Source organism: Nostoc sp. 106C (assembly GCF_002154725.1).
Taxonomy (GTDB): domain Bacteria; phylum Cyanobacteriota; class Cyanobacteriia; order Cyanobacteriales; family Nostocaceae; genus Aulosira.
The window spans coordinates 23,139-41,045 of the sequence record NZ_MTAW01000137.1; the positions used below are offsets into that span (position 1 = coordinate 23,139).

Here is a 17,907-nt window from a genome sequence, read left to right on the forward strand (position 1 = left end):
TTTGTGATTCTCCGCGTTCCCCTGTCCTGTTGTCCTTCTCATCCCATTCCCAAATATCTTCCCCCAAAGAATCAGAGGGCTGTTAACAGTATTTAAAATGGTTGACATAAGCTGCCTCACATCGACTTCCATTTATAGTAAAAGTTATGGCATTTTCTTCTATTGTGCGTGCTTTGGCGCGATCGCCACTAACCACTGAGCTAGTTTCCAAACTCAACCGCCACCAGGATTTGCGGTTAAATGGTATTCCCCGCCTCCCTAAGGGTTTAGTCGCTTCCGCACTGGCACAAAATTCCGACAAGAATTTATTTGTGGTGTGTGCCACTTTGGAGGAAGCCGGACGCGCTTATGCACAGTTAGAAGCGATGGGATGGAAGAACGTATATTTTTACCCGACTTCTGAGGCATCACCCTACGAACCATTTGATCCCGAAACTGAGATGACTTGGGGACAGATGCAAGTGTTGGCTGATTTGGTTAAAAGCCAAGAGTCAAAAGTCAATGGGAACCAGCCAAAAATTGCGATTGTGGCGACTACAGGGGCGCTACAACCGCATTTACCACCACCAGATGCTTTTATCCCTTTTTCTGTAACTTTAAAAAAGGGTATGGAATTTGACTTAAATACCTTCAGTACCAAACTTGCTACTTTAGGCTATGAACGAGTACCGTTGGTAGAAACAGAAGGGCAATGGAGTCGGCGTGGTGATATTGTTGATATCTTTCCTGTAGCGTCTGAATTACCAGTAAGGTTGGAATGGTTTGGCGATGAAATCGAGCAAATCAGGGAATTCGACCCCGCAACTCAACGTTCTGCGCTTGACAAAATTGACCAAATTATTCTCACGCCTACTAGCTTTGGGCCAATTATTCTAGAAGCACTTCAAAATAGTGCTGAGTACCAAGTGCTGAGTTCTGAGTCAGAATTTAACTCAGAACTCAGCACTCAGGACTCAGCACTACTCGAAGGTAGTCGTCGCTTTTTAGGGTTAGCCTTTGAACAACCAGCATCACTTTTGGACTATTTAAGCGAAAATACCTTAGTCGCTATCGATGAGCCAGAACAATGTCATGCTCATAGCGATCGCTGGGTAGAAAATGCCGAGGAGCAATGGTCGCTGGGAACTGGAGAAATTGGACTAGGTTCTTTACAATTGCCAAAAATCCATCGGTCTTTTGAGGATTGTTTGGCAACAGCATCAAAATTTAAACAAGTCTATTTATCGGAACTGGCAGAAGAAAACAGTGGGATTAATCTGGCGAGTAGACCTGTTCCCGTTACACCACATCAATTTGCTAAACTTGCTGACACATTGCGCCAAGAACGCGATCGCAATTTTTCTACTTGGCTAATTTCGGCTCAACCTTCGCGTTCGGTTTCTCTGTTGCAAGAACACGACTGTCCGGCGCAGTTTATCCCTAATCCCCGCGATTACCTAGCAATTGAAAAGCTACAAATTAACCATATACCTGTAGCACTCAAGTATTCTGGATTAGCGGAACTCGAAGGTTTTATTTTGCCGACGTTCCGCTTGGTAGTAGTTACAGACCGGGAATTTTATGGACAGCATTCCCTAGCTACACCTAGTTATATCCGCAAGCGTCGCCAAGCTGCATCTAAGCAAGTTGACCCCAACAAACTACGACCGGGAGATTATGTAGTTCACCGTAGTCACGGGATTGGTAAATTTGTCAAGTTAGAAAGCCTGACGATCAACGATGAAACCCGTGATTATATTGTGGTGCAGTATGCTGACGGCTTACTGAGAGTTGCCGCCGATCAAGTAGGTTCTTTATCTCGGTTCCGCACCACCGCCGATAAAGCACCCGAACTGCACAAAATGACGGGTAAAGCTTGGGAGAATACCAAGAACAAAGTCCGCAAAGCCATCAAGAAATTGGCAGTAGACTTGCTGAAATTGTATGCAGCGCGATCGCAACAACAAGGCTTTAGCTACCCAGCAGATATGCCTTGGCAAGAGGAAATGGAAGATTCTTTCCCTTACCAACCGACAACCGATCAGCTCAAAGCCGTACAAGATGTCAAACGCGACATGGAAAGCGATCGCCCAATGGATCGCTTAGTTTGTGGCGATGTCGGTTTTGGAAAAACGGAAGTAGCAATTCGCGCTATTTTCAAAGCTGTCACCGCAGGTAAACAAGTCGCCTTACTTGCACCTACCACCATCCTCACCCAGCAACATTACCACACCCTCAAAGAACGCTTTGCACCTTACCCGGTAAATGTCGGCTTACTCAACCGCTTCCGCACGGCTGAAGAACGCCGAGATATACAAAAACGGTTAGCAACTGGAGAATTAGATGTAGTCGTTGGCACACACCAACTTTTAGGCAAAGGTGTAGCCTTCCGGGATTTAGGACTGTTGGTGGTGGATGAAGAACAACGCTTTGGCGTTAACCAAAAAGAAAAAATTAAAAGCTTGAAAACTCAGGTAGATGTGCTGACGCTCTCTGCTACTCCCATTCCCCGCACCTTATATATGTCTTTGTCCGGAATTCGGGAAATGAGCTTAATTACCACACCACCCCCATCCCGGCGACCAATTAAAACACATCTCGCCCAGATGAACCAAGAAACCATCCGTACAGCTATTCGTCAAGAAATAGACAGAGGCGGCCAGGTATTTTACGTAGTACCCAGAGTCGAAGGAATTGAAGAGACAACCACAAAATTGCGAGAAACTATTCCCTCGGCTAGGTTTGCTGTCGCCCACGGTCAAATGGATGAAGGGCAGTTAGAATCAACCATGCTCACCTTTAACAATGGTGAAGCAGATATTTTGGTTTGTACGACAATTATTGAATCTGGTTTAGATATCCCCAGAGTCAACACCATCTTAATTGAAGATGCCCACCGCTTTGGTTTGTCACAGCTGTATCAATTACGCGGTCGTGTAGGACGCGCAGGGATTCAAGCTCACGCCTGGTTATTTTATCCCCAACAACGGGCATTATCTGATGCTGCACGGCAGAGATTGCGGGCAATTCAGGAATTTACCCAACTAGGTTCTGGATATCAGCTAGCAATGCGAGATATGGAAATTCGAGGTGTAGGTAACTTGCTAGGTGCAGAACAATCCGGTCAAATGGATGCGATCGGTTTTGATTTGTATATGGAAATGCTCGAAGAATCGATTCGCGAAATCCGCGGCCAGGAAATTCCCCAGGTTGACGATACCCAAATTGACCTCAACCTCACAGCATTTATTCCCGCCGATTACATTCCCGATATAGATCAAAAGATGAGCGCTTACCGTGCAGTAGCGGCGGCTAAATCGAAAGAAGAATTAACGCAGATTGGAGCCGAATGGAGCGATCGCTATGGTGCAATTCCAGTACCAGCTAGTCAGTTATTGCGCGTTATGGAACTCAAACAGCTAGCGAAAAAGTTAGGTTTTAGCCGCATTAAACCAGAAAACAAGCAGCACGTCATTTTAGAAACGCCAATGGAAGAACCAGCTTGGAATTTACTCGCAGCGAACTTACCAGAACATCTCAAAACGCGTTTTGTTTACTCTCCTGGTAAGGTAACTGTACGCGGTTTAGCAGTGATGAAGGCAGATCTACAGTTGCAAAGTTTGCTTGATGCGATGAGTAGAATGCAGGGGGCAATTCCGGAAGCCGCTATTGTTTGAGCAGTTGGAAGCATTTCAATATTAGTGAACAAAGGACAAGTGCGTGATGCTATATAAAGTTCCATTACTGCTGACACCCCAACCTGAAGGCGGATTTACTGTCACATCACCCTTGCTACCAGAATTAGTTACTGAGGGAGATACAGTTGAGGAGGCTTTAACAAATGTTAAGGATGCTTTGACTGCTGTAATCGAGGCTTATGAGGATTTGGGACGAGCTTTACCAATCAATATGCAATTCGCCAGCTAGGTGCTGATGCTGATTTGAATCAGGTTCTCGTCACAGGAGTTCTGCGACGAGAACCTACTATTGACTTTCAAACCGCCTTTGCTGCTGAGTTAGGAGGTTTGAAGGATGCTGAAGTATTGGCGATCGTACAGACAATAGCCGTTAATTCAGTAGTGATAGCCTAATGAGCAAGTAGATGGAGATCGGTGTTAGCTTTAAAAACAAAGTGTTCCGTGAGCGTATTACATCATGTCGTCGGCAGCTATTACCACAGTGATCAAGATGATGGAGTCCTTACCTGTTGATGTGCAGGAAAGGATTGCGGAGCATCTGCGAGAGTACATTGATGACTTGCAAGATGAAATCCAGTGGAATGAATCTTTCCAGAGAACACAACAAAACCTTATTGCTGCTGCTAGACGCGCAAAACAAGAAATAGCAGAGGGAAAAGCGACTGCAATAGATTTTTGCTTGCAAAAAACACCAAAATGAGAAAGTCAAACGTCATTTTGAGAAAGTCAAATGCTATTTTGCTTATTAAAATTGAGTTATTTATTTTTTCGATGAAGTGAGCAGTTATGGCAAGCGCGAGGACAGGCGATCTTTAGACTAAAATCTTCTTGGTAATAATCAAATTTAGGATTTTATGAGTGATCGCATAAAACGCCTAATTTAAGTGATTGCACTTAATGCCGAACTAAGGGTACTGTATACAACAATTATGACTAATAATTTATAGTTATACTTGTGCTAGCAGCTTCTCAGTATGCCATAGTTTTTACATGATAACTTCTATCAGGCAAAGCGACGGGCTAAAGGTTTTGGCTAGAGACTCACAAAAGAACGATGGCCCGTTTTTCTGTCCCAAATGCCACTATGAAGTCATTCTTCGCAAAGGTCGAGTAAAAGTACATCATTTTGCTCACAAGCCACCTGTATTTTGCCAGTATGGGCAGGGAGAATCTGAATATCATCGAGCTTGCAAGCAAAGTATTTTTGATTGCCTAAGTCAAGCAGAAGATGTTGCCAATTGTGAGTTGGAGAAAGATTTAGGAAAGGTAGTTCCAGATATTTATTTTGTAAGAGGAACAGTCAAAGTTGCTATTGAAGTCCAGATTAGTAGCTTGACCATGAGCAAAATAATTGAACGGACTGAAGAATATAACCGATTGGGAGTTTATGTTCTTTGGCTGCCAGTTTTTGATGATGTTCTAGAAGATGAAATGTATGCGCCAAAGCAATGGGAAAAATGGCTACATACTACCTATTACGGTCGGGTTTATTATTGGCTGCAAGATCTAAATATAGCAGCTATTCACTTTGATGAATACCAAATTTGGGTAGAGGAATCTAATTGGTATAGTTCAGATGGCAATGAGATGTCCGCTGGGGGTTACTTCAAAAGATCAAAAAGGTATCGCACCCCTAATCATGGGATGACTCTAAATATTCTGAAAGACTTTCAAGCTACAATCAGAAGAGCTTGGGCTGGTGGAGACATTACCGTTCCCAATTGCAAAATCCTGAATGACAAGTACCCTGCTTGGTGGAAGTAATTAGACCCATATGTTGAACTATAGTCCTAATTTTGAGTGATCGCTCTTTCTCTAACAACTCAACAGGCAATAGGTAAAATATAAAATTGAGTTATTCTGGCAGTTATATAGACAATTCCCCAATGCTAGAAGCAGCATCCAAAACTCTGACACTGGAAGAGTTTCTGCAACTACCAGAAACCAAACCCGCCAGTGAATATATTGATGGTCAAATTATCCAGAAACCGATGCCACAAGGCAAACATAGTACGCTACAAGGAGAACTTGTACCTGCGATCAATTTTGTAGTTAAGCCTAAGCGTCTGGCTCGTGCTTTTCCGGAGTTGCGTTGTACCTTCGGCGGTCGTTCAATTGTACCTGATAGCGCTGTTTTCGTCTGGAGCAGGATTCCCCGCGATGAGAATGGGGAAGTTGCTAATACCTTTGCGATCGCTCCCGATTGGACAATTGAAATTTTGTCTCCTGATCAAAGTCAGACGAAGGTAACAAAAAATATTCTCCATTGTCTCAAGCATGGAACTCAAATGGGTTGGCTGATTGATCCAGATGAACAAACAGTGTTTGTTTATCGCCCTAAGCAAGAAACTGAGGTGTTTGATCGGCCAGATGCACTTTTACCTACACCATCGTTTGCAAGTGAGCTACAGCTTACAATTAAGGATTTGTTTGCTTGGTTGTTAGAGTGATATTGAATCTACTTCAGGTGCGATCGCCCCATAACCTTAAGTCCTCTAAAATTAAATTAGTGGTGTTTTGAGGATGTGGTAATTTTACCAACAGGTGAACAGGTAAAATCTTGCATTAAAGGTTGTCAATATCTGACGAACTTCTATCGTCCCATAGAGCTTGTACGTTTTGATGAGCGTATAGGTATTGTGTACATCTTTGCAGGTGAAGATTTGCAAGTTGTAATTTACCGTGATGGCAAGTGGAGGTTTAGATGAAACCAGACTTTGACACTATGAGCATCGCTGAACTGCGAGCTTATTTACTTTTACATCGAAATGATGATGAAGCATTTTACAAACTTGCCGATCGTCTCGAAGCGAGTTCTGAAGATACTGATTTATACCCGATTCCAGACACACCTGAGAACATCGCCATCATGGAAACAGCAATCCAAGAACAGGTTAAGAAGTTGGAACAGAAGCGACAAGGTTGAGCGATCGCGGCGTTCTCACAATTCCTTTGCAGTGCCATCGCTTTTGTTGTGCTCCCAGAAATAAGTTTGCGATCGCTCTCATCTTCACAGCCAGAGTAGCAGGTGCATTCTTTGTACAAACTGAGATTAGAAAAATAAATCAGGGAAAACTAAAAGTAAATATTTTATTTTCTCTACACTTATGACAATAAACGATTATGAAACGTCAAACCCCTTAGGTTGGCAAGAGTGTCACAAACAGCTACAGCTTGCCGTTCAGTACCAGAAAATCTTGGCGAGAATTACAGCTAAGATTCGAGCATCTGTAAAGCTAGAATCCTTGTGTTCAACTTCTTGTCAAGATATTTGTCGGCAATTGAAGATTGAGCGAGTGGCAATTTACCGTTTTAATGCCGACTGGAGTGGTAGTTTCATCAATCGTTTTGGCTTCGCAGAATCTCCCTGGAATGCACTGACGGCCTTTGGGGAGGACTTAGTGTGGAAAGATTCGCATTTCCAAGAAACTCAGGGAGGACGGTATCGTAAAAATGAGACGTTTGCCGTAACTGACATTTACGATGCTGGACATGCTCGTTGTCATATTGAGGTTTTAGAACAATTTCAGATTCGCTCATATGCGATCGCCCCGATTTTCATTGGTGCAAAACTGTGGGGTTTGCTTGCAGCCTATCAACATTCTGCGCCTCGGCAATGGTATGCTGACGAAATCGAATTTTTAGGACAAGCTGCTAGCACTCTAGGTGTGGCAATGCAGCAAGCAGAAATCCTAGAAGAAACCAAACAGCGCACAGCAGAGCTGCAAGATGCAATTGCGCGGCAACGTGCCTTGACAGAAGTTGTGGGGAATATTCGCTCGTCTCTGAACACCGAATTTATTCTCAACACTGCCTGTCAAGAACTTTGCAAACTCCTAAAGCTAGAGCGGGCGGCGGTTTATCGCTTCAATGAAGACTGGAGCGGTGAATTTGTCAGCCAGTTTGGCATGGTTGAGGCACAGTGGGATAGAATCAATCCGTTTGGCAGAAATCTGGTTTGGGAAGATACCCATCTGCAAGAAACCAAAGGTGGGCGCTACCGCAATAACGAAAGTTTTGCCGTTAACGACATTTACCAAGCCGGTCACTCACGTTGTCACATTGACGTTCTAGAGCAATTCAAGATTCGGGCTTATGCTTTAGCGCCTATCTTCATCGGACCTAAACTGTGGGGGTTGATAGCAGCCTATCAACACTCCGAACCGCGCCAATGGGCAAATTACGAAGTTGAGTTCCTTGGACAGGTGGGGGCACAATTGGGAGTCGCAATTCAACAAGCCGAGAACTTGGCCCAATCAAAACAACAGGCCATTGCCCTCCAAGATGCGATCGCTCGGCAACGGGCACTGACGGAAGTGGTCGGGAAAATTCGCTCCTCCTTAGATATTAATTTGATTCTAGAAACAACTTGCCAAGAAGTTTGTAAACTGCTGCGAGTTGAGCGAGTTGGCGTTTACCGCTTTAATCCAGATTGGAGTGGCGAATTTGTCAGTCATTTTGGCATGGTGGAAGCACAGTGGGATAGCATCAATCCGTTTGGCAAAAATTTAGTTTGGGAAGATACCCACCTGCAAGAAACCAAAGGCGGACGCTATCGCAACAACGAAAATTTTGCGATTAGCGACATCTACCTAGCCGGGCACTCACGCTGTCACTTAGATATTTTGGAGCAATTCAAGATTCGCGCCTATGTTTTGACCCCAATTTTTGTCGGGCGGACGTTGTGGGGATTGTTGGCTGCTTATCAACATTCCGCACCGCGCCAGTGGGAGAGTGTGGAAGTAGAATTTTTGGCACAGGTTGCCAGCCAACTTGGAGTAGCGCTGCAAAGCTCGCAAATGATGACCCAAGTCCAGACTCGGGCCGATGAACTGCACCAATCGGCAGAACAACGTCGAATTTTATTTGATTTGGTTGTCAAAATTCGCGAATCTTTGGATTTAGACACGATCTTTAAAACTACAGTCAATGAAGTGCGGCGATCGCTCAAAGGCGATCGAGTCGGCATCTTCCGTTTTGATCCTGATGTCGGTTTTTGCAGTGGAGAATTTATCGCTGAAGATGTACTACCCCAGTTTGACTCTGCTCTCTCGATGAAGGTACAAGACTATTGCTTTGGCGACCATTTTGCGCCGCAATATCGCCAAGGGCAAGTACAAGTGATTTCTGACATCAACAGCATTGGCTCTAAAGTACCTCATCTGGATGTGATTGAGCGATTTCAAGTCAAAGCGCAAGTTGTTGTACCGCTGATGGAAGGAGACGAACTGTGGGGATTATTGTGCATTCACCAATGCACCCATGCCCGTAATTGGGAAGAAACTGAATTAGAATTTGTCACCCAAGTGGCGACGCAATTTAGTGTCGCGCTACGTCAAGCCAACTTATTTCAACAATCCAGTTTGCTTGGTCAAACCCGTGAAGAAGCAAATCAACTGGCACAGGCACTTAATGAACTACGCACTGCCCAAATGCAAATTATCCACGCGGAAAAAATGGCTAGTTTGGGGCAATTAGTGGCGGGGGTTGCCCATGAAATTAATAACCCAATTAATTTTATCTACGGTAACTTGCAACACGCTCACCAATACACAAAAGATTTACTGCGCTGTCTGGAGCTTTATCGACATTATCATCCCGATACTGTACCGGAGATCCACGAGTTTTTAAAGAAAACCGAAATAGACTTTTTATTTGACGACTTACCTAAATTATTCCAGTCTATGCAGATTGGTAGTGAGCGCATTTGCGAAATTGTCACCTCTTTACGTAACTTCTCGCGCCTAGATGAAGCCGAGTTGAAAGAAGCAAATATTCACGAAGGTATTGATAGTACGTTGATGATTTTGCAACATCGCTTGAAGCCCTCATCTGATATCCCTACCATTAATGTCAGTAAAGACTATGATTCCTTACCTCTCATAGAATGCTATCCCGGTCAGTTGAATCAGGTATTTATGAATTTACTGTCCAATGCCATTGATGCATTAGAAGAGCGCAACGCCTGCACATCTGCCGAAGTGATTGCCACAAAACCTAGCGAAATCCGAATTTCTACCTCTTTACTCAATAAAGACTGGATTGCTATTCGGATTGCTGACAATGGACTTGGTATGGATGAAAAAGTACTATCTCGACTGTTCGATCCATTTTTTACCACTAAGGTTGTTGGTAAAGGCACAGGGCTAGGACTTTCGATCAGCTATCAAATTGTGAGCGATAAACATAAAGGTAAGATCTACTGCCAATCTGAACTTGGCAAAGGCACAGAATTTGTGGTTGAACTGCCGATTCATCAAGCAACAACTAGAAAATCAGCAACTCGAGTCTAGACAGCCGCTCCGCTAGAAGTAGTTGACCTAAAAGACAAGATATGGGTGTTGTTAAAATCGTGATCGCGTTGTTTTTGTGAATCTTGAACTACACCACCCTTTCTTCAACCACACAACAAGCGATCGCCTCAAATATAGATATCCTTTCTAAGGATACGTGTAGCCATTAATCTGAACTCCACCATACGCCCCTGGTGTAGGGCGAGGAAGAGAGTTTCGAGACTGGGGCAGTTGAGTAGGTTGCTGCACACCATAGTTGCCATACACTGTTGGGGTTGAAGGGTTGACAACACCTTGAATTTGAGTTGGCGTAGAGTATGGTGAAATGTTGGTAGTTGCGGCAGAAGTAACAGGTGATGTCACTGATGTTGCTTGTACCCCATTGGGCAATACCTGACTGTTATTGAAGTTAGTATAAGGATTTTGGGTGAGGTTTGTTGTTGTTGGTTGAGTATAACCTGGCCCTGTATTTAAGCTAGGGTTAGCAGGCAGAGTCTGACTGGGTAAGCCGTTGCTCGGTGGAGTCGATGTTGCTGCGGTGGATGAAGTAGGGCTGAAAGTCGGGTTATTAAAGCCAGAGAGATTTTGGCTTGTTGATGTTACTTTGCTGTAAGAGTTAGTCCCCATAATATTTGTGGGGCTGGAAGTTAGGCTATTTAAACTAGAGAGATTCTGGTTTTGCGACTGATTTATAGCACCTTGCAAAGGGCTGTTAACAACAGAATTTTGACTTTTATTGTTTTGATTAGCTAATTCCATCTCTTGGTTAAACGATGTTGCACCTTCTGTTTCTTCTGAGGATGTAGTTAAAGATTTAGCGCCTAACAATGGGCTGTTACTATAACCCGATCGCAATAAATTGTCTGCTTGTACAACAAAGGGATTGTTCTGCTTTGGCGCGGCTATGCCATTAACTATTCCTAAACTAGGATTTGATTTGGCAACATTGGTAGCAGCAGGTTGTTGGTTAATTACATCATCAAATAAGCTTTGGCTGTTCTTGGCTTTTGAGTTTTCTTCAGGGAGACTTAAAGTTGCTGCTAAATTTGCTTGCTCAAAATCTTTAATCAAGACTGGTAAGTTATCAATATCTGCAACCGCCGCTCGATCTTCGGTTGAAAGAGAGGATTCAGCAACCTTTGGTGCAGCAACTTCTTGATTTTGCTTCTGAGTAAACATATCTGGATTTGACAGATATTCCCACATTCCCAGCCCAAGCACAGATAAAAAAATTGCTGTCACCCAAAAGCTAGGTTGTCCTAAATTCCGTAACCTGGCTTTAAGATAGCGTAAGTATGCAGGGGGATAATCACGATTTGACATAGTTTTAGGTATGGGGATTTACTGTGAAGTGGTAATAATTTGCGTAGTTTTAGAGTACTGACGCTACTAAAAACTTTCGTAGTTAGAAAAAATTTCAAATAAGCTTTAAGGTTGATTTCATACTAACTGCTCATTCTTCATGAGTCATTAGTTAGGGACAATTATTAGTTAAAAATTTATTTTTTGCTGATTTGGGTTCTTGAGTAAGGCTTTCCCTGTCTAATGAGATAGCAGTTTTTAAGCGACGGTTACTTTGGATATGATCGGGAATTGAAAGCTGGTCTAAGTTTATTGTTGTAGCTACTTTCTAGTTACTAAACTGTGCGCTGCAAGCTGCGCTCTCGCACCGCATAGTACTATTTACCAGGAGACTACAGCAATGATGAAAGCTGAAGATATCATGACTAAGAACGTAGTTACCATTCGTGGTTCAGCAACAGTTGCTGAAGCGGTGGGGCTGATGAAGGAAAAAGGATTGCGTGCTCTGGTTGTGGATCGTCGCTATGATAATGATGCTTATGGCATAGTCACAGAAACAGATATTGTTTATAAAGTAACAGCCTACGGTAAAGACCCGAAGCAAGTGCGGGTTTACGAAATTATGAGCAAGCCCTGCATCGTCGTCAATCCTGAATTGAGCGTGGAATATGTGGCGCGGTTATTTGCTAATACTGGTATCCGAAGAGCGCCAGTAATTCAAGGTAGACTGTTGGGCATCATCTCAATTACCGATATTCTGACAAAAAGCGACTTTGTCGAAACGCCAAAAGCACCGCTGCTAGAAGAGAGAATTCAAAAAGCGATCGCAGAGGCTCGTGCTCTTTGTACTGAACAAGGTGCCTATTCTAAAGCCTGTGCTGCGGCTTGGGATGAGGTTGAAGAACTTCAAGCAGAAGCGGCTCATCAAAAAGCTGAAGGTATGGAATCAGCCAAGCTCTCTTTTGAGGAATACTGTAGAGATAATCCCGATGCGCCGGAATGTCGGAAGTACAATTCTTGAGGGTTACTGAGGTGTGAGGAAAGGGGGACAAGGGGAAAATCATTGCCTCTTGACCCTTGACAAATGTCCCATGCTTCCTACCTTTGGGCAACTCGCATCAATAAAAATAGACCTGTTCCCAACCCGATGAAGTTAGGTAGCCAAGCTCCCATAAAAGGAGATAGCACATTTGCTTGTGCTAAGGCTCCAGTCATAAAGCTGAGTAAGTAATACGAGAAAATTACGATCACGCTCACACCAAAACTTGTACCGCGCCCAGTGCGTTGGGGTATGCTGCCCATAGCTGCGCCTACCAAGCCAAAAACTACACAGACAAAAGGCAAGGCGATTTTTTGCTGAATCCGGACTTCGAGTTTACGAATTTTTTGGCGATCACCACCGAGACGTTCTACAGCTAGTTGTTCTAATGCTTCGGAAATATTCATCTCCCCATAGTCCCGGCTTTTTTCTGCCAAACTTAATGCTGTGCGGGGAAGCCGTAGCTGTTGGTGTTCAAATCGTAAAATGTTGCGGTAAGAGCGATCGGCAGATACTAAATAGATAGTCCCGTTATAGAAATCCCAGACGTTTTGCGATGGGTTCCATTGGCCTGATTCTGCTACCACTATTTGATTCAGCCCTGCTTCGGAACGATCTATAATTGTTAACCCTGTCATCCGCTTACCGTCGAATTGATCGGCGTAAAATAAGCGTGTCAATATTCTATTCGTAGTCCCATCTGGGTCTTTAGTATCACGATATTCAGGATAAAAAATATTCTGCTGTTTTAAAATTGGCTTGTCAGACTTTAAGGCGTTGTTTAGGGTAACATTTGCTTGATAACTTGCTGCTGGTGCTATATGCTCATTAAACACAAATGTCAGACCTGTAACCACCAAGCTTAACATCACAGCAGTTAGCACCATTCGATAGACACTCACACCACAGCCACGCAGGGCAATCAGTTCACTCTCGCTCGAAAGCCGACTGTAGGTCATTAAGGTAGCCAACAGGGTGGACATGGGGAAGGCTAAGACGATGAAAGTTGGCAGCTTTAATAAAAAAACCTGAATGGCGATGTCTATGGGTAGCCCAGATTCTACGATTTTTCTTACTAAGTCAAATACGGCATCAATTGTCACCCCAATTGATGAAAAAGCTCCCACCCCAAATAAAAACGGTGGTAGCAATTCGCTGGTCAGGTAGCGATCCATGATCGTAAAAGGCATCAGCGAATTGATAGTGTAATAAGATGTGAGCTTCTTTGTAATCATACGCAAACTTAAAAAGTAAATATCTAGAACCCAGACACAGCCAAGGATTTATATTGAATTTAATATCGAAAACAAATTCCCAGTAGCTGACAAATTAGATGAAAACTCTGGATTGACACGTAAGAAGAAAGGCTCAACAATCTCCTGGGAAAATATTAATTAATCACTAGTTTTTTAGACTTGGAAATTATCGCCCAAATAATATTGCCGCACGAGCGGATTATTATAAAGTTCATTGGCATTACCAAAAGCGAGAATTTGTCCCTCGCGCATAATGTAGGCGCGATCGGTAATGGCCAGAGTTTCACGGACATTGTGATCTGTTATTAAGATACCCATGCCGCGATCGCGAAGTCGCGCTACAATTTGCTGAATCTCGGAAACCGCTATTGGATCGACTCCAGCAAATGGTTCATCCAAAAGTAAAAATTTTGGGCCTTCTCTGCCAGCCGCTAAAGCTCTGGCTAATTCCGTCCGGCGTCGTTCACCCCCTGAAAGTTGAATTCCTTTACTGTTAGCCACTTTTTCTAAACGAAACTCCCGCAGTAAATTTTGGATACGCCCTGACCATTCCCACTGTGGTACATGAGTTTGTTCTAGTACTAAGAGTATGTTATCGCGTACCGAAAGCTGGCGAAAAACACTTGCTTCTTGCGCTAGGTAGCCAATGCCCAATCTTGCTCTCTTATGCATTGGCATTGCCGTAATATCACGACCATCTAGCCAGACTTTTCCCTGATTCGGTTTTTCTAAACCTGTGGCAATATAAAAGGTTGTTGTTTTACCTGCTCCATTAGGGCCTAGTAAACCAACAACTTCTCCTTGAGCAACAGAAAGGCTGACACGATTGACAATCTGCCGCTTGCCGTAAGATTTGTGGATATTCTCTAAGATAATTTTCACGCTAGAGATGCCCTTTCCCTGTAACTGCTGCTAATTAGAACGTTTGAGTGGTGCTGTTTTCGGAGCAGGTCTTGCAGATTGTCCACCAAGTTCTGAGTCTTGTACCATGTAAATAGACTCTACTTGACGGTTAGATTCGGGTAAGGCAACAAATCGTCCTTCGTCAATGAGATAAGTTACTTTCTCGGCTCGAATACTATTGCCACCCTGTTGCAAAATATAGACATTACCACTGAAATCAATCCGGCGTTCTTTGCTAAAGTATTGTGCTTGAGTAGCTGTTGCTTGAATCTGGCGCGCAGGATACAACATTTGGACATTGCCGCGAGCAGTTACCACTTGGCTTTTGGCATTATATTCTTGGACATCCGAGCGGATAGTCAGAGGGCGATTTCCCGCGGCTGTTTGTGCGGTCACAGTTTGCACTTGGGGAGGAAAAACCACTGCACCCAAGAGTGTAGCTGGTAACACCAAGGCTAAGGCATAGCGACGTATTTGCGATTTCGGCAATTGAAAGGGGGGCATCATAGCAATTTACAATTTAGAATTTCAGCTTGTATTTTAATTATCTCAACTACTTTATCCAAAGGCGAAAGTTCCCATCTGGACTAATCTCGGATAACTGCTGACGCTATTGACGCTTACCCCAAGCTTAAGGTTTCGCTAGCATTTTTTGGTCATAGTCATATTAGAATTTTGAAGTATCCCGTAGCTAATTGACGCTCGGTAGTCTAAGAGTTGTATTCTGGCTTAATATCCCGCAGCATCAATTCATCAAGTGCTTGTTGAGGTGTGAGTTCACCTTGAAGTAAGCGGTCAACTTGCTCGGTAATGGGAACTGGTATATTTTGCTGTCTGGCTCGTTGCACTAAGACTTGGCAAGTGTTGACACCTTCAGCAGTTCCTTGTAAGTTGTCCAGAATCTCTTGCAGTGTCTTGCCATTAGCTAGCTGATAACCAACTTGATAATTACGACTTAAAGGACTGTTGCAAGTTGCGAGCAAATCCCCTAAACCTGATAAACCGTAAAATGTCTCTGTTTTCGCACCCCAGAAGTTACCGATGCGAACCATTTCTGTGAGTCCACGGGTAACTAAGCCAGCTTTGGCATTGGTTCCCAGCTGTAAACCATCACAAACACCAGCTGCGATCGCAATTACATTTTTGAGTGTTCCGCCTAATTCTACTCCTACGGGATCGGTATTGGTATATACCCGAAAGCGATTAGAAGAAAACACTAGCTGCACCGCTTCAGCAGCAGTAGCAATGGTGCTAGCTACTACTGTTGCAGCTGGTAATTCCATTTCAATTTCTTTCGATAAATTCGGGCCAGAGAGGACAACTACCGCATGGTTAGGGAAAGCTGTTTGCCAAATTTGCGACGGCGTACAGGTAGTTTCTGGCTCTAAACCCTTGGTCGCCGTCACAAAAATTGTGTCTGGGGATAGCGGGAAAGACTTGACTTGCATCACCACATCTCTGACACCTTTCATCGAGATCGCAGACAGGATGATTTGGGCATCTTGTAATACTGCTTCCAAACCTACTGATCCCCAACGCGACCAGACACGCACCTGATGACCATTAGCCGCCGCCAAATTTGCCAGTGCTGTACCCCAAGCACCTGCGCCCAAAATTGCTACGGATTGTGGATTAGTCATTTGGTCATTGGTCATTTCCCCGTGTCTCCGCGTCCCCTTGTTCTCCTTTCCTCATCCTCGACTCCGGGGATAACGTTCCATTAGATTCCGCACTTGTTCTGCATGATATGAGCTTCTTGTTAGAGGAGAAGAAACTACTTGCAGAAATCCTAGTTCTTCGCCGAAGGCTTGCCAAGCGGAAAATTGTTCTGGGGTGATGAAATTATCTACCTTCAAGTGTTTTTGGCTGGGTTGGAGGTATTGCCCAATTGTCAAGATATCGCAATCTACGGCTCGCAAGTCCTGCATGACTTGACGAACTTCGGCATCAGTTTCACCGAGTCCAACCATTATTCCGGATTTAGTGTAAATCCAAGGAGCAATTTGGCGCGATCGCATAAGTAATTCCATTGTGCGATCGTAGTTACCTTGGGGACGCACACGACGATATAGTCGCTTAATCGTTTCTGTATTGTGGTTTAGCACTTCTGGTGCAGCTTGGATAATTATCTCTAGAGCATTCCAATTGCCGCACAAGTCAGGAATTAATACTTCAATTGTAGTTTTGGGCGAGACAGCGCGAACTGCTGCAATACACTGCACAAACTGAGATGCACCACCATCTGGTAAATCATCTCGGTTTACAGAGGTAATCACTACATGATTGAGTTTCATGCGGCGAACAGCCTCTGCCAATCGTTCTGATTCTGTTGGGTCTAAAGGCTTAGGCTTTTTTTCAAAATCTATATCACAGTAGGGACAGGCACGGGTACAAGCTGGCCCCATAATCAAAAACGTGGCAGTACCAGCTTGGAAACACTCACCAATATTCGGACAGGACGCTTCCTCACAAACCGTATTGAGCGCTAAATCCCGCAAAATTTCTTTAACGTTACCGACGCGCTCCCACTGAGGCGCTTTCACCCGCAACCAGTCTGGTTTAACAGTCACAATCCGCTTTTGTTAATGAAGTTATACAAATCTAATCCTAGCAAGCAACGCCCTGATAAAAGTAATCTATATATCTATAGATATGAAATATAGTTTTGTACTTTATCATTTGGTGTGATATTTTGGATATATAGTGCCGTTTTTCGGCGGGATGTAGCGCAGCTTGGTAGCGCACTTCGTTCGGGACGAAGGGGCCGCTGGTTCGAATCCAGTCATCCCGATTGTACATGTCGATTAACTAATTCATTGTCGTCGTTAACAGATTATTGTCGTCATTAACGATTTAAATGTCGTCGAGATTTTAGGTGAGGTTGACTCCACTACATCTCTAATATACTCACAAATGTTGGGATATTCCCGAACGAAGTGCGCCTTTCAACCCTCTCAAAAAAATTTGAATGCTTCAAATATTCCTCTTAATCGACCTAGCTGGAATGGTTGTTGAAACCTTGGGATGTAGAAGGAATAGGTCAACCCAGTAATGAACTTTCAACCCACCCCTAGCCGGAATGGTGGTTGAAACTTTAGTCAGATAGCATATATCTATATCCTTTATGTGTACTTTCAACCCACCCCTAGCCGGAATGGTAGTTGAAACCCAAATCAACCAATGGTTGCTGAGTATTAAAGCCAAATATCGGTTTCAACCCACCCCTAGCCGGAATGGTAGTTGAAACAAAAAATGCCCTCTGCGCAAACAGGGGGCGAACTTCTTTGAACGGACGTGATTGAACAGGATTATCGCTCTTTAATCACTCTCGCGAGATAAAAATCTACAACCCTTATTATGCCGGACTTTTATAAATTTAGGCGTAGGTTGGGTTGAGGAACGAAACCGAATGGCACTAAGATAAGCGAATGTAAAAT

16 protein-coding genes and 1 tRNA gene are annotated in these 17,907 nt (G+C 43.8%); 11 read left to right on the forward strand and 6 right to left on the reverse strand.

Features of this window, described 5'->3' with window-relative positions; genetic code table 11:
* The first annotated feature begins 146 nt into the window (after positions 1–146).
* The 9 genes from mfd (at position 147) to BV375_RS21115 (ending at position 9,970) form a co-directional block, all read left to right on the forward strand.
* Positions 147–3,656, forward strand: a complete 3,510-nt coding sequence (gene mfd, locus BV375_RS21075) for a transcription-repair coupling factor (protein ID WP_086763913.1) — start codon at positions 147–149, stop codon at positions 3,654–3,656.
* Positions 3,657–3,702: 46 nt separating this feature from the next.
* Positions 3,703–3,906 (forward strand): type II toxin-antitoxin system HicB family antitoxin, encoded by a 204-nt coding sequence (locus BV375_RS21080; protein WP_086763915.1) that lies wholly within the window; start codon positions 3,703–3,705, stop codon positions 3,904–3,906.
* A gap of 14 nt (positions 3,907–3,920) precedes the next feature.
* Positions 3,921–4,070, forward strand: coding sequence for a hypothetical protein (locus tag BV375_RS37045; RefSeq protein ID WP_166507493.1), 150 nt, complete (start codon positions 3,921–3,923; stop codon positions 4,068–4,070).
* A gap of 64 nt (positions 4,071–4,134) precedes the next feature.
* Positions 4,135–4,377, forward strand: coding sequence for a hypothetical protein (locus tag BV375_RS21085; RefSeq protein ID WP_086763917.1), 243 nt, complete (start codon positions 4,135–4,137; stop codon positions 4,375–4,377).
* A gap of 329 nt (positions 4,378–4,706) precedes the next feature.
* On the forward strand, positions 4,707–5,441 hold the full coding sequence (locus tag BV375_RS21090) for a competence protein CoiA family protein (protein ID WP_166507494.1): 735 nt from the start codon (positions 4,707–4,709) through the stop codon (positions 5,439–5,441).
* A 122-nt stretch (positions 5,442–5,563) separates the two neighbouring features.
* The gene (locus BV375_RS21095; protein WP_086763920.1) at positions 5,564–6,127 is read left to right on the forward strand and encodes a Uma2 family endonuclease; all 564 of its coding nucleotides are present in this window, start codon (positions 5,564–5,566) and stop codon (positions 6,125–6,127) included.
* A 75-nt stretch (positions 6,128–6,202) separates the two neighbouring features.
* On the forward strand, positions 6,203–6,385 hold the full coding sequence (locus BV375_RS21100) for a hypothetical protein (protein ID WP_086763922.1): 183 nt from the start codon (positions 6,203–6,205) through the stop codon (positions 6,383–6,385).
* Positions 6,382–6,603 (forward strand): hypothetical protein, encoded by a 222-nt coding sequence (locus BV375_RS21105; protein WP_086763924.1) that lies wholly within the window; start codon positions 6,382–6,384, stop codon positions 6,601–6,603. Before BV375_RS21100 ends, BV375_RS21105 begins: the two co-directional genes overlap by 4 nt.
* Before the next feature lie 181 nt (positions 6,604–6,784).
* Complete coding sequence (locus tag BV375_RS21115) at positions 6,785–9,970, forward strand: GAF domain-containing protein (protein ID WP_086763928.1); 3,186 nt, start codon at positions 6,785–6,787, stop codon at positions 9,968–9,970.
* Between the two features lie 147 nt (positions 9,971–10,117).
* On the opposite strand, the gene BV375_RS21120 is transcribed toward BV375_RS21115, so the two are convergent.
* A complete protein-coding gene (locus BV375_RS21120; RefSeq protein WP_086763930.1) occupies positions 10,118–11,293 on the reverse strand; it encodes a hypothetical protein in 1,176 nt (391 codons plus the stop codon).
* Positions 11,294–11,672: 379 nt separating this feature from the next.
* Between BV375_RS21120 and BV375_RS21125 the strand changes: the two genes are divergently transcribed.
* Complete coding sequence (locus BV375_RS21125; protein WP_208095853.1) at positions 11,673–12,293, forward strand: CP12 domain-containing protein; 621 nt, start codon at positions 11,673–11,675, stop codon at positions 12,291–12,293.
* Positions 12,294–12,370: 77 nt separating this feature from the next.
* Here BV375_RS21125 and BV375_RS21130 read toward each other — a convergent pair whose 3' ends face one another.
* The 5 genes from BV375_RS21130 to lipA form a co-directional block, all read right to left on the reverse strand.
* Complete coding sequence (locus tag BV375_RS21130; RefSeq protein ID WP_086763934.1) at positions 12,371–13,486, reverse strand: LptF/LptG family permease; 1,116 nt, start codon at positions 13,484–13,486, stop codon at positions 12,371–12,373.
* 234 nt (positions 13,487–13,720) lie between these two features.
* The gene (gene lptB, locus BV375_RS21135) at positions 13,721–14,449 is read right to left on the reverse strand and encodes an LPS export ABC transporter ATP-binding protein (protein ID WP_086689118.1); all 729 of its coding nucleotides are present in this window, start codon (positions 14,447–14,449) and stop codon (positions 13,721–13,723) included.
* Between the two features lie 30 nt (positions 14,450–14,479).
* Positions 14,480–14,977: an LptA/OstA family protein gene (locus BV375_RS21140; protein ID WP_086763936.1), complete on the reverse strand. Its 498-nt coding sequence runs from the start codon at positions 14,975–14,977 to the stop codon at positions 14,480–14,482.
* 203 nt (positions 14,978–15,180) lie between these two features.
* On the reverse strand, positions 15,181–16,110 hold the full coding sequence (locus BV375_RS21145; RefSeq protein ID WP_086763944.1) for an NAD(P)H-dependent glycerol-3-phosphate dehydrogenase: 930 nt from the start codon (positions 16,108–16,110) through the stop codon (positions 15,181–15,183).
* 51 nt (positions 16,111–16,161) lie between these two features.
* Positions 16,162–17,040, reverse strand: a complete 879-nt coding sequence (gene lipA, locus BV375_RS21150) for a lipoyl synthase (RefSeq protein WP_086763938.1) — start codon at positions 17,038–17,040, stop codon at positions 16,162–16,164.
* A 147-nt stretch (positions 17,041–17,187) separates the two neighbouring features.
* Here lipA and BV375_RS21155 point away from each other — a divergent pair.
* Positions 17,188–17,261: transfer RNA gene (locus tag BV375_RS21155), tRNA-Pro, on the forward strand.
* Positions 17,262–17,907: the final 646 nt, after the last annotated feature.